The organism is Morganella sp. GD04133 (genome assembly GCF_029835375.1).
Classification (GTDB): Bacteria; Pseudomonadota; Gammaproteobacteria; order Enterobacterales; family Enterobacteriaceae; genus Morganella; species Morganella morganii_B.
This window is the reverse complement of the sequence record NZ_JAODZS010000012.1, coordinates 39,636-52,228: the sequence shown is the minus strand read 5'-3', so window position 1 is coordinate 52,228 and position 12,593 is coordinate 39,636. Positions and strand designations below refer to the sequence as shown.

The 12,593-nt window shown below is 52.0% G+C and carries 12 protein-coding genes; 4 read left to right on the top strand and 8 right to left on the bottom strand.

Features of this window, described 5'->3' with window-relative positions; all coding sequences use genetic code 11:
• Nucleotides 1-56: 56 nt before the first annotated feature.
• Nucleotides 57-938, top strand: coding sequence for a D-hexose-6-phosphate mutarotase (locus N7387_RS07525; RefSeq protein ID WP_279798043.1), 882 nt, complete (start codon nt 57-59; stop codon nt 936-938).
• Nucleotides 939-973: 35 nt separating this feature from the next.
• Here N7387_RS07525 and N7387_RS07520 read toward each other — a convergent pair whose 3' ends face one another.
• The 5 genes from N7387_RS07520 to N7387_RS07500 form a co-directional block, all read right to left on the bottom strand.
• Nucleotides 974-1,564, bottom strand: a complete 591-nt coding sequence (locus N7387_RS07520; RefSeq protein WP_279798103.1) for a YiiX family permuted papain-like enzyme — start codon at nt 1,562-1,564, stop codon at nt 974-976.
• 95 nt (nt 1,565-1,659) lie between these two features.
• Entirely contained in the window at nt 1,660-2,418 is a 759-nt protein-coding gene (locus tag N7387_RS07515; RefSeq protein ID WP_262859442.1) for a MipA/OmpV family protein, read from the bottom strand.
• Between the two features lie 106 nt (nt 2,419-2,524).
• A complete protein-coding gene (gene hypF / locus N7387_RS07510; protein ID WP_279798102.1) occupies nt 2,525-4,846 on the bottom strand; it encodes a carbamoyltransferase HypF in 2,322 nt (773 codons plus the stop codon).
• 96 nt (nt 4,847-4,942) lie between these two features.
• Nucleotides 4,943-6,013, bottom strand: coding sequence for an alanine racemase (alr, locus tag N7387_RS07505; protein WP_279798042.1), 1,071 nt, complete (start codon nt 6,011-6,013; stop codon nt 4,943-4,945).
• 26 nt (nt 6,014-6,039) lie between these two features.
• Nucleotides 6,040-7,338, bottom strand: coding sequence for a D-amino acid dehydrogenase (locus N7387_RS07500; protein ID WP_279798041.1), 1,299 nt, complete (start codon nt 7,336-7,338; stop codon nt 6,040-6,042).
• Between the two features lie 396 nt (nt 7,339-7,734).
• On the opposite strand from N7387_RS07500, the gene N7387_RS07495 reads away from it, so the two are divergent.
• Nucleotides 7,735-8,595 (top strand): alpha/beta hydrolase, encoded by an 861-nt coding sequence (locus tag N7387_RS07495; protein WP_279798040.1) that lies wholly within the window; start codon nt 7,735-7,737, stop codon nt 8,593-8,595.
• A gap of 44 nt (nt 8,596-8,639) precedes the next feature.
• Here the strand turns inward: N7387_RS07495 and fadR are convergent, their stop codons facing one another.
• Complete coding sequence (gene fadR / locus N7387_RS07490; protein WP_004235531.1) at nt 8,640-9,353, bottom strand: fatty acid metabolism transcriptional regulator FadR; 714 nt, start codon at nt 9,351-9,353, stop codon at nt 8,640-8,642.
• A gap of 236 nt (nt 9,354-9,589) precedes the next feature.
• Here fadR and nhaB point away from each other — a divergent pair, with 236 nt between their 5' ends.
• Together nhaB and dsbB are read left to right on the top strand one after the other, a co-directional pair.
• Entirely contained in the window at nt 9,590-11,137 is a 1,548-nt protein-coding gene (gene nhaB / locus N7387_RS07485; RefSeq protein ID WP_262861986.1) for a sodium/proton antiporter NhaB, read from the top strand.
• A 162-nt stretch (nt 11,138-11,299) separates the two neighbouring features.
• Complete coding sequence (dsbB, locus tag N7387_RS07480) at nt 11,300-11,830, top strand: disulfide bond formation protein DsbB (protein ID WP_045137678.1); 531 nt, start codon at nt 11,300-11,302, stop codon at nt 11,828-11,830.
• 54 nt (nt 11,831-11,884) lie between these two features.
• Here dsbB and N7387_RS07475 read toward each other — a convergent pair whose 3' ends face one another.
• On the bottom strand, nt 11,885-12,190 hold the full coding sequence (locus tag N7387_RS07475; protein WP_279798037.1) for a DUF333 domain-containing protein: 306 nt from the start codon (nt 12,188-12,190) through the stop codon (nt 11,885-11,887).
• Nucleotides 12,191-12,219: 29 nt separating this feature from the next.
• Entirely contained in the window at nt 12,220-12,552 is a 333-nt protein-coding gene (locus tag N7387_RS07470; RefSeq protein ID WP_025153055.1) for an SMR family transporter, read from the bottom strand.
• Between the last annotated feature and the right edge of the window lie 41 nt (nt 12,553-12,593).

Genomic DNA, 12,593 nt, shown 5'->3' with positions numbered 1-12,593 from the left:
TAAACAGTCGTAAAGTAGAGAGTGAATGTCCTGTTTTTATTAAAAAAGGGTAAATTATGATTGACCGCCTTCTTGCGTTACCGGTTACCAGTCCGATCACCCCTTCACTGTCCCAGCGTCAGATGGGTGATTTGCCGGTTATTGTGATCGACCATCCGAAAGTCCGTGCTGCGGTCAGTTTTCAGGGAGCACAGGTACTGGCATGGCAACCTGCCGGTTCAGAACAGCCGGGATTGTGGCTCAGTGAGAACAGTGCATTTACCCCGGGTGTAGCCATCCGCGGCGGGATCCCGATCTGCTGGCCGTGGTTCGGCCCGGTACAGGCGCCTTCTCACGGTTTTGCCCGTATTATGCAGTGGGAATTCACCGCCCATAATGAAAATGAAGACGGTGTCTTTCTGACCTTCACCCTGCGCGACAGTGCAGAAACCCGCAAATTATGGCCGCATGAATTCACACTGATCGCCCGTATCCGTCTGGGAGAAACCTGCGAGGTTGAACTGGAAGCTTACGGTCAGTATCAGGCAACCGCTGCGCTGCATACCTATTTTACTGTCGGTGATATAGCACAGGTCAGTATCAGCGGCCTGGGTCAGCATCTGCTGGACAATCTGTCACAGCGCGAAGAGTATACCGAAGAGACAAAGCTGGTGTTCAATGGCCGTACTGACCGCATTTATACCGAGCCGGAACAAGCCACCTATATTCACGATAAGAAATTAAAACGTCATATTGAAGTGGTGCATTTTCATCACAGTGATGTGGTGTGCTGGAACCCGGGAGCGGCATTATCCGCATCAATGGCAGATATGCCGGATGACGGTTATAAAACAATGGTGTGTGCCGAAAGTGCGCGTATAAACCGCCCTATGGCACCACAGGGTGATAAACCGTCCCATCTCTCTGTCCGTATCCGTCTGAACCCGAAAATCGGCTGACGAACTGCTCAGACGCTTATGAGGCCGGTAAGGAATTACCGGCTTTCATATACCGTTGTCAGCAGCGGTGAATCGAACATGGCCACCGGCGAAATCACCGTTTCATTCAGCGGGATGTTCTTTCCGTATCGCTCCTTCATTTTCGCCTGAACTTCCGGTGAGGATAAATCAAACTCCCGCAACGTCTGTAACTGCCCGACTTCTGTATTCAGGGCATTTTTATAAATTTTCCAGACCAGTTCAGAACAATATATCCGCTCATCATCCCATGAAAATGTCAGATCATAAGGCCGGGATTGATACCGCATCGCCTCACGGTATAACGCCTGCTGCTGTGAGGTACTCAGCGGCTTTTTCAGGCGTTTCACTACGTAATGGTTACCGGTGCCGCGTGCAATCCACTGTTTCAGTGGTGTAAAGCGGACGGTTTTTGCCGCCTCGTATACATACGGCTTACCGTCACGCAGCAGAATAATCCCCATATGGCTGTAAACCGACCCGGTCGCTTTTTGAATGGCGAGGCTCTGAGAGGAGCGCGAGGTATGGAAAATAATATCGCCCTGCTGCGGCTGCCACGCGTACACCGCGGAGGCAAAGAAACAGAGCAACAGCAGACAATGACGCAACACACTGATCACAGAAGGCCTCCGGCATGGTTAACAGCCATAAAAAAACTGCACCGGACACAGGTCAGGTGCAGTTCTGTTATCCCTCTGAATGATCAGAAAGTATAAGTCACACCCGTCCACAGGATGGACGTGTATTTTTTATCCACCATCGGACTGTCTTTGGCCTCAGACGGTAACAGGTCGATACGGCCCATGGCGAAGGCGGACCAGTTTTCATCAAACTGATAGTGCCCGGTCAGCTCGACATACGGTGTCCAGCTGCTGCCCGGACGGTATTCATCCAGACCGCTGCGGCGGGATTCCGCATCAGTGATCCCGTATTCATAACGGTTTTGTTTTTCGCTGGACCAGATCACACCCACACCCGGCTGGACAGACCATTTGTCGCCCTCAAATCCGTAAAGGTAAGCGGCATCAAAACGCATACCGTCACTTTTACCCAGAATATCGCCGGAGAAGTTGGTACGCAGTGTTCCCCACGCTTCATGGTGACGGTAGCTCAGCCCGGCCATGGCGGTATCACGGCGGTTATCGAGTTTGCGCATACGGGAATCTTTATTATCTTTGGCACGGTATGCCTGCGGATAGTAGAACAGGTCAACGGACAGCTGATCTTTTTTATCATTCCACAGATAATAACCGGTCGCTAAGGTATGAAAATAAAAATTCTTACCATCATAGTTAACCATCGGAACCGGCATAAACTTATCAGACGTTTTTGTGCCGCGGTATGCCTGATCCTGATAGAGTACGGATGCACCGACAGACCATTTTCCGTCATCGGCAAACGCAGAGGCTGACATGACAGTTAACATACTGAGGCTGAGCAGGCCGGTTAATTTCTTATGCATTATCATTTCCTGAGTTAAATTCATGTACAAATTACCGCAATCAACGTTTGCGGATCGCATATATTACGGTGAATGATAATTCAGCAATGATAAAAATTACAAATATTTACTGTGCTAAATTGTGCCGCCGGTTTCCGTTAAGTAATGTTACTGCGGCGATAAGTGCCTGTCCTGCGGCAATTCCGCCATCACCGCACGGCAGCTGACGGGGTTCCGGCACCTGCCGGTGGCTTAATTTGTCCTTAATGAAACGGCGCAGCAGCCTGTTATTAAATACCCCGCCGGAAAGCACAATCGTATCCGTATTCCTCCGCGAAGCGGTTTTATCCGCCATTCCTGCCACCGTATTTGCCAGCAGCACATGAAAACGGAATGCTCTTTCCGGTATTGTCAGTGTATCATCCGCCAGCATCTGCCAGAGCGGGCATAAATCAATGGTATTATCCGCCGTCAGCGGCAGTGTGTCACCGGTGATAAGTTCATCCTGATTGTGACACCGTAACGCGCAGTTTTCCAGCGCACAGGCTGCTTCCCCTTCCCAGCTTATCTGATCAGCGGTTAATCCCAGCGCACAGGCCACCGCATCAAACAAACGCCCGCAGGATGACGCTTTCGGGGCATTGATGCCCTGCTCAATGGCTTTAATCAGCAATGATACATTCTTCCCGGCAAGCCGTGCTGCCAGTGGCGAAGACGGCCACAAACCAGCATGATACAGATGTGCCAGCAGGTTACGCCACGGCTGAACAGCGGCTTTATCACCACCGGGCAGACTCACCGCCGGTAACCCGCCGGTGCGGGTCATCTGCCGGTAATCACCCGCCAGGATTTCACCGCCCCATAATGTGTTATCCGCGCCGTACCCGAGGCCGTCGAGCGCTATCCCCACCACTTCGCCATCTTCCTGACGCCAGCCGTGTTCTGCCAGACAGGCTGCAATATGAGCATGATGATGGTAAACCGGAATAAACGGCACCTCATGTGCCTGCGCCAGTGCCATACCTGTCTGATGGCTGATATAGCCCGGATGCGCATCCCCGGCGACAACCTGCGGTTTCATCTGATAAATCTGTTCAAACAGTTTCAGCGAGGCCTCAAGCTGCCCCTGCACGGAGAGATCGGCCAAATCCCCGAGATGCGGCCCGGTAATCAGCTGCTGATGATGCAGCAGACAGAAGGTGTTTTTCAGATCACCGCCCAGCGCCAGAACCGCAGGCGGATTTTTGCCGAGCACCGCACTGACATCAATGGTATCCGGCACATAACCACGCGCGCGCCGCAGAACCTGAACATCACCGGACTGATAACGGACAAGAGAATCATCCGCCCGCTGAATAATTTCGCGGTTATGCATAAGAAAAGCATCGGCAATGGTACTAAGCTGCTCAAATGCCGCTGCGTGATCCAACGCCGGGGTATGACCCGATGCATTCCCGGAGGTCATAATCAGCGGGCGCTGAATATCATGCAGTAACAGGTGCTGTAACGGGTTAGACGGCAGCATAATACCGGTTTCACACAATCCCGGTGCGACCAACGGCGATAAAGCAGCAATCATCCCCGGTTCATCTGTCAGCACAATCGGTGCAGCCGGACTTTTCAGCAGTGTTATCAGGCCGGGATCCGGCGCCTGTCCGGTGCATTCCGCCAGCCAGTCAACGGACGGTATCATCACCGCAAATGGCTTGGCAGGCCGGTGTTTACGGGTTCTCAGCAGAGCCACAGCGTCACTGTTTTGTGCATCCGCCACCAGATGAAAACCACCCAGTCCCTGCATTGCCAAAATTTTTCCGTCTTTCAGTAAGCGGACTGCGGCTGACAGAGCATCATCAAAACGGGCGGTAATCTGCTGCTGCGGATCCGTCAGCCAGATATGCGGCCCGCAATCCGGACAGGCATTAGGTTGCGCGTGAAAGCGGCGATCTGCCGGGTCGCGGTATTCATGCTGACACACCGGACAAAACGGAAACACCGACATCGCGGTGTTCGGGCGATCATACGGCATTCCTCTGATAATAGTGAAACGGGGTCCGCAGTGTGTGCAGTTAATAAAAGGATAACGGTAACGGCGGTTGCCGGGGTCAAACAACTCACTCAGACAAACATCACAGGTTGCTGCATCCGGGATGATCTCAGTATCCATTTCCCCCTGTCCGCTGGCGGTGATGGTAAAGGCCGCCGGACACTGTTCAAAGGTATAATGCTGCTGCCCGATATGGTCGATTCTTGCCAGCGGTGGGCACTGAGCCTGTAACCGCCTGATAAAACCGGCGATATCCGCCTCTGCCGGCAGGTGGATCAGTACCCCTTCACTGTCATTGCTGACATCCCCGCACAATCCCATCTGATGTGCTATCTGCCAGACAGCCGGACGAAACCCGACTCCCTGAACTTTTCCTTTCACCCGGATTTCCACACCCGCCTGCATACCGCACTCCTGCCTGATTTCAACTGCCACAGTTTACTGCGCGCAGAGTGGCCGGGTATTTATCAGGATCATAAAAACAGCCGGAAAAACGTATAATTACCCGGCGGTAGTCACCGGTACCCGCCGTGCCAGTGCCGTCAGCAGCTCGTAGCCGATAGTCCCGGCATATTGCGCGACATCATCCACCGGAAGATTCGCACCCCACAATTCAACCGGTGTACCGATATCCGCCTGCGGACAGCGGGTGATATCAACTGTCAGCATATCCATGGAGATCCGTCCCGCCAGCGGACAGCGCTGACCGGCAATCCAGACCGGTGTGCCGTCCGGTGCATGGCGCGGGTAACCATCGGCATAACCACAGGCAATGGTGGCAATCCGCATTGGTTCCGCAGCGGTAAAACGGCTGCCGTAACCCACGGTTTCACCGGCGTCAATATCATGAACAGCAATAATTTCACTGCGCAGTGTCATCGCCGGTTTCAGGCCGAATTCTGCAATATCCGCACTGTTACCGCTCGGTGATACACCATAAAGGATGATACCGCAGCGCACTTCATCCGCACGGGTGTCCGGCTCCCACATGGCTGCGGCGGAATTCGCCAGACATTGCGGTAAGTTCAGAGAGCTGAACAGGGCAATACGGGACATCTGCTTATGAATACCGGCGGTTAAATCCGCATCCGCAAAATGGCTCATCAGTGTGATAGTGCCGACCTGCGGTAATACTGTCAGGCGCTGGAGTGCATTCAGGTACGCCGCCGGTGAAAAACCCAATCGGTTCATGCCGCTGTTCAGTTTCAGATACACATTCAGCGGATGAATCAATGATGCTTCCTCTATCGCTTTAAGCTGCCACTCGCTGTGTACGGATGTTGATAATTGTAAGTGGTCAATCAGAGACAGATCCTGCGGCTGAAAAAATCCCTCCAGTAACAGAAGCGGTTTCTGCCAGCCCAGTTCGCGGACTTTCGCCGCCTCACTGAAATCCAGCAGTGCAATGCCCTCTGCCTGCGCCAGTGCCGGAAAAATCCGCTCAATGCCATGTCCGTATGCATCCGCTTTTACCACTGCCCATACCCGGGACGGGCTGACATGCTCTTTTACCCGGGCCAGGTTATAGCGGACCGCTTCACTGTCAATCACTGCCTGTATCGGACGAGGCATACCATCACCATTCCTTATTGTTTTATTCAGGCCGTATGTAATTGCTGCGGGATCACCAGCCGGGTTTTAAACCCGTTCAGATAACGTGAAACCGCGAGATCATCTGCACGGATAGCCGGTTTGTCACCAGACATAATATCGGCAAGCAGCTGCCCGCTGCCGCAGGCCATTGTCCAGCCGAGCGTACCGTGACCGGTATTGAGGAAAAGATTACTGTATTCCGTCGGCCCGACTATCGGGGTGCCGTCCGGTGTCATCGGGCGCAGACCGGTCCAGAACGTGGCTTTGCTGATATCCCCGCCGCCGCCGTAAAGATCCTGCACCACCATTTTCAGTGTTTCGCAGCGCCGTCTGACAATATCCAGATTAAAACCGACAACTTCCGCCATACCGCCGACACGAATGCGCTGGTCAAAACGGGTCACCGCAATTTTATACGTTTCATCCAGAACGGTGGATGCAGGAGCGCGGCTTTCGTCAATAATCGGCATGGTCAAAGAATAACCTTTCAGCGGATACACCGGGATGGCGACATGACCGTGCAGTAATTTCGTGGAGTATGAACCCAGCGCCACCACATACTGATCACCGGTGATCACTTCCTCATCACAAATCACCCCGCTGACGCGATCATCGCTGAATTGCAGACGGTGAATATTGACACCGAAACGGAATTTCACGCCGGCCTGCTGTGCCATTGCCGCCAGCCGTTTGGTAAAGAGATTACAATCCCCGGTTTCATCATTCGGCAGTTGCAATCCGCCCGCCAGCTTATGTTCCGCATGGGCCAGCGCCGGTTCTGCCTCGTGCAGTTCACGGGCACTCAGCAGGCGGTACGCCACGCCTTCCTGCTTCAGAACCGCAATGTCATTGGCGGCGTTATCCAGCTGTTTTTGTGTACGGAACAGTTGCAGTGTACCGCCCTGACGCCCCTCATACTGTATTCCGGTTTCGGCGCGTAATGCTTTCATGCAGTCACGGCTGTATTCCGCAATCCGCACCATGCGGCTTTTATTCATAACATAATAATCAGCACCGCAATTACGCAGCATCTGCCACATCCAGCGCAGCTGGAACAGTGAACCGTCCGGCCTGATAGCCAGCGGTGCATGTTTTTCAAACATCCATTTCACCGCTTTCAGCGGAATACCCGGTGCGCCCCACGGCGTGGCATAACCGGGAGAGATTTGCCCGGCATTACCGAAGCTGGTTTCTTCCGCCGCCGCAGGCTGCCTGTCGATAACCGTCACATTGTGCCCTTTCTGCGCGAGATACCAGGCTGTTGTGACACCGATAACACCACTTCCCAGGATGACAATGTTCATGTTGCCGCCTTGTTATTTATTTCACATTATCATCAGCATAATATTTCGGAAACATTTTGCCAACATAGCGGAATCCCCTCACCGTATATTAAGTCTGATTCTTTGGAGCCGGTCACAAAACCGTATTTTTTTTAATCACTGATATCATTAATTAAATTATCCTTTTATCCGAAAATTATTTTATTATCTTGTAATATAAGCATTTGTTAAATAGTATGCAGCCTATCTGTCGCAGGCACCGCTGCGAACTCATCGTGAAACGCAACCGGACTCTCGTCTCTGTTGCCGATGACACCAGACTGAATAAATAATCCGTGTATTTACGTTATGTCGGTTAATTATCAGAAAACGCCCTCTTCTTTATTATGCCTTCCGGCATATTTTCCGGTAATCACCATGAATATTAAAAACCAACACAAAAACATCACTACCTTACCCGATGGCCGCCACTTCAGCTGGTATGATGCCGGGCCGGAAACCGGTATTCCGGTTGTATTCTGTACCGGTGCAGGTATGAGCGGCTCTGCCGGATTCGGCATTTCGTATCTGGCAGACCATAATATCCGGCTGATCATCCCGGATCGCCCCGGGCTTGGAGATTCTTCTCCCGATGCCGGAAAATCCCTGAAATCCTTTGCCGCAGATGTCACTTTTCTGATGCAGTCACTGGGTTACGCACAGTTCCGGGTGGCGGGATTCTCTCAGGGCGCGGTTTATGCCATGGCGCTGGCGTATTATGCGGACGTTTCCGCTCTGGCACTGATTTCGGGACAGGATCAGTTCGATTACCCGCCTACGCGGGCGCTGTTATCTACGGATGTCATTGATATGCAAAATAATGCCCGGAGTCAGCCTGACGGATTTAGTGCATGGGTGCGGGAAAATATCACTGCAGAGTGGCTGATGAATTTCATTCTGAATTACAGCGGGGAACCAGACCTGGCGGTTTATCAGGCAGCAGATTTTTTACCGGTTTACCGGCAGTGTATGGCAGAGGCATTTTCTCAGGGAAATGAAGGCTATACACAGGATCTGCTGATTGCCATGCAGGAATGGGGGTTTACACCAGAGCAAATCACCTGTCCGGTGTCACTGTGGTACGGGGAGAAGGACACCAGTACGGTGCATTCCCCGGATGGCGGCAAACTCCTGGCCGGACGCTTTCCCCGCGCGGAACGTCATCTGTTTGCGGAAGAAGGCGGCTCCCTGCTCTGGACACAGTCACCCGCAATATTGCAGGCACTGGCCCGCACATAACAAAAAACCGGCTCTGAGCCGGTTTTTCATCCTGTCCGCCTGTATTACTGCGGATTCAAATCCTGTGCAATACCACTCTGCATGGTCTGCCAGATAGTACCGCTCTCTTTGCCGTAGCTGCGGACACAATCCAGCACTTTATCATAGGCTTTTTCACGGCACAGGCCGGTCAGTTGCTGATAAAAATTCCGCGCCAGTTTACGGGCTTCCGGGCTTGCGAAATAGAAGCGGCCGACACGGGTGTACAACCCTTTCAGCCCGTTGAGGATCAGGCCGTAAATCGGGTTACCGGACGCAAATGCCAGACCACGGAATACATCATAATCATACTGGCTGAACGCATCGGAATTATCATCCGGCTCATTTTCCTGACTGAGAATTTCCAGTGACTTTTCCGGATTATTACGAAACGCAGTACGGATAAAAATAGATGCAATATTGGTCCGTGCCGCCAGCAGATTCTCAATCAGTTTCGGCGCGCTTTCGTGATCGAGACGGGCAATGGTTTCCAGGATGTTCAGTCCGGATGTTTCCCAGAAATTATTAATTTTTGTCGGTTTACCGTGCTGAATGGTCAGCCAGCCATCTCTGGCAAGGCGCTGTAAGACTTCACGCAGCGTTGTCCGGGTCACACCAATCAGTTCAGATAACTCACGCTCTGCGGGTAAAATGGATCCCGGCGGAAAACGGTTATTCCAGATACTTTCAATAATATACTCTTCTGCAAACCCCGCAGGGCTCTGCGCCTTGATGACCATAGATGACTTCGTCCAAAACAATTAACCTTCCAATTATCCGGATGATAACAGAATGTGATGCCGCGATATAGCAATCCGCTTGCGAAAGAGTGAGTCCGGTCATAAATCATGATAGTGCGGACGGTGACCATCAGTTGATTTAAATTCTTAATAAATTCAGAATACCGGCGTAGTATAAAGCACTGTAGTTATACGCGGATTATCTTTTCACCCCCTGCGGAGGACACACAGCAATAATGGAAATATCAATGCGGCAGGCCTTCCTGAAGAACTTCATGGGTCACTCCCCTGACTGGTACAAGCTTGCTATTATTCTTTTTTTAATTATAAATCCGGTTGTTTACTTCTTTATTGACCCTTTTACCGCCGGCTGGCTGCTGGTTATTGAGTTTATTTTCACCCTTGCGATGGCACTGAAATGCTATCCGCTGCAACCCGGCGGCCTGCTGGCGATTGAGGCGGTACTGATCGGCATGACCTCTCCGGCACAAATCAGTCATGAGATTATGAATAACCTGGAGGTTATCCTGCTGCTGATCTTTATGGTTGCCGGTATTTACTTTATGAAGCAGCTGCTGTTATTTCTGTTCACCAAACTGCTTCTGTCTATCCGCTCCAAACGCGCGCTTTCACTTGCGTTCTGTCTGGCAAGTGCATTTTTATCCGCATTTCTGGATGCACTGACGGTGATCGCCGTGGTAATCAGTGTATCTGTCGGGTTTTATGCGATTTATCATCAGTATGCTTCTTCCGGAAAAGAAACGGTGACGCTCAGTGATGATGAATTTATCGACAGCAGCGAAATGCGCCAGACACTGGATCAGTTCCGTGCCTTTCTGCGCAGCCTGATGATGCATGCCGGTATCGGTACCGCTCTCGGCGGCGTGATGACGATGGTAGGTGAGCCGCAGAACCTGATTATTGCCAAACATGCCGGATGGGATTTCGTGAATTTCTTCCTGCGTATGGCACCGGTGACGATTCCGGTGTTTGTCTGTGGTCTGCTGGTCTGTTACCTGGTGGAACGGTTTAAGCTGTTCGGTTACGGTGCGGAACTGCCGGAACGAGTCAGAGCCGTACTCGAGGATAATGCACAAAAATCCGCAGCACGCCGGACCAAACAGGAAAAAATGCAGCTGATTGTTCAGGGCCTTATCGGTATCTGGCTGATCACTGCTCTGGCCCTGCATCTCGCCGAAGTCGGGCTGATCGGTTTATCGGTGATTATCCTGGCAACGGCATTCTGCGGGATCACCGAGGAGCATGCGCTGGGAGAGGCTTTCGAGGAAGCACTGCCGTTTACCGCCCTGCTGACCGTGTTCTTCTCTGTTGTCGCGGTAATTGTTGACCAGAAATTATTCACACCGTTTATTCAGTTTGTCCTCAGTTCCGATCCTTCGTCGCAGTTGTCGCTGTTCTATCTGTTCAACGGCCTGCTCTCGGCGGTCTCCGATAACGTCTTTGTCGGCACGGTGTATATCAATGAGGCAATGACGGCAATGAAAGCCGGACTGGTATCCTATACCCAGTATGAATATCTGGCTGTTGCTATCAATACCGGGACAAACCTGCCTTCAGTGGCGACACCGAACGGTCAGGCGGCATTCCTGTTCCTGCTGACGTCCGCACTGGCACCGCTGATCCGGCTTTCCTACGGAAAAATGGTGATCATGGCGCTGCCTTACACCATTGTGATGACACTGGTCGGTTTCTTCGGTGTTGAGTTGTGGCTGGTACCGGTTTCAGAATGGATGGCGGCAAATGGTATGATCACACTGCCGTAACTACCTTTTTACACTGTACTAACCGGAATAACCGTGTTATTCCGGTTTTTTTGTTTCTGCCCGCCGTAAATGCGGAAAAGGGGTGCGCTGCTGTATTTTTTATCGTACAGTCGCTGCGTTAGTTAATCTGTTTCTTATTAATCGGATAACCCGGATACAATTATGCTGACTTATCTTTATGCGTGTTCGCGGGGCCGCAGTGCATGGTTTTTACTGATGATCTCCGCACTGGCACTCGACGGTATCGCCCTGTTCTTTCAGCACGGAATGGGATTACAGCCGTGTGTGATGTGTATTTATGAACGTATTGCTGTTCTGGGCATTGCGTTTGCCGGATTCCTCGGCTGGATAGCACCGCGCAGCGTTATCATCCGCTGGCTGGCTATAGCCCTGTGGATTTACAGCGGCATTGCCGGATTACAGCTGTCATGGGAACACACCATGATCCAGCTCTACCCGTCCCCGTTCAATACCTGTGATTTCTTTGTGAATTTCCCGGAATGGCTGCCGCTCAATACCTGGCTGCCGTCAGTGTTTGAGGCGTCCGGTGACTGTGCCGTTCAGCAGTGGGTATTCCTGAAACTGGATATGCCGCAGTGGCTTATCGGGATCTTTGCTGTGTATCTGCTTGTCAGTGCGCTGGTATTATTATCCCAGTTCATTCACCGCAAACAGCCGCGACGTCTGTTCTGATCTGACTCAGTCAATAACAGCTGCGTCATCATAACGCAGCTGTTCAAAACGCATTTATAATACCGACCCGCAACTTCCGGCAAGCAGTGACTGCTGGCGGCAGCGTTTGCCGTTGGCAAACTGACAGCCCGGAGTCTGTGCGCCGTTCAATTCGCGGATAAGTGACGGCGTTCCGCCCGCATAGCTGCAGCTGGCCCGGGCATCTTCGGTTAAATCAATTAACGGCTGCTGGTAGCGCGGGATCTGCTTTTGCTGCACCGTGTCCGGTGAACTGCTGCAACCGGCGGCAAACGCTGCCGCCGCAACAATAACACTGCACAATACCCGCCCCGGGCGGCGGAAAAAGGGAACTGATATCATGATTATGGCCTCATAGCTGCGGACGCAGCTCAGTGAACACTGCTTTTCGAGAATAAATTTATCACTAATACACCCGCAATAATGAGAGCCATCCCGATAACTGCGGGTAAATCCAGTTTCTGGTGATAGATAAAATAAGCGGCGGCAGAGACAATCACAATACCCAACCCGGACCAGATAGCATACGCAATCCCCAGCGGCATCATCCGCACCACCTGAGACAGCGCCCAGAACGACACACAATAGCCGATCACCACCACGACCGACGGTATCAGCCGGGTAAAACCGTCCGCCGCCCGTAACATTGAGGTCGCCACCACTTCCGCGCCCACGGCCAGCGTCAGCCACAATAAACCATTCATAAATCACCCGTTCATATCGTTATCAGCCAGTAAGGCGGATA

Bases quoted from the DNA above. Each gene is read 5' to 3' on its own strand.
- N7387_RS07525 (WP_279798043.1), top strand. From the start codon at position 57: ATGATTGACCGCCTTCTTGCGTTACCGGTTACCAGTCCGATCACCCCT.
- N7387_RS07515 (WP_262859442.1), bottom strand. From the start codon at position 2,418: ATGCATAAGAAATTAACCGGCCTGCTCAGCCTCAGTATGTTAACTGTC.
- hypF (WP_279798102.1), bottom strand. From the start codon at position 4,846: ATGCAGGCGGGTGTGGAAATCCGGGTGAAAGGAAAAGTTCAGGGAGTC.
- alr (WP_279798042.1), bottom strand. From the start codon at position 6,013: ATGCCTCGTCCGATACAGGCAGTGATTGACAGTGAAGCGGTCCGCTAT.
- N7387_RS07500 (WP_279798041.1), bottom strand. From the start codon at position 7,338: ATGAACATTGTCATCCTGGGAAGTGGTGTTATCGGTGTCACAACAGCC.
- N7387_RS07495 (WP_279798040.1), top strand. From the start codon at position 7,735: ATGAATATTAAAAACCAACACAAAAACATCACTACCTTACCCGATGGC.
- fadR (WP_004235531.1), bottom strand. From the start codon at position 9,353: ATGGTCATCAAGGCGCAGAGCCCTGCGGGGTTTGCAGAAGAGTATATT.
- nhaB (WP_262861986.1), top strand. From the start codon at position 9,590: ATGGAAATATCAATGCGGCAGGCCTTCCTGAAGAACTTCATGGGTCAC.
- dsbB (WP_045137678.1), top strand. From the start codon at position 11,300: ATGCTGACTTATCTTTATGCGTGTTCGCGGGGCCGCAGTGCATGGTTT.
- N7387_RS07475 (WP_279798037.1), bottom strand. From the start codon at position 12,190: ATGATATCAGTTCCCTTTTTCCGCCGCCCGGGGCGGGTATTGTGCAGT.
- N7387_RS07470 (WP_025153055.1), bottom strand. From the start codon at position 12,552: ATGAATGGTTTATTGTGGCTGACGCTGGCCGTGGGCGCGGAAGTGGTG.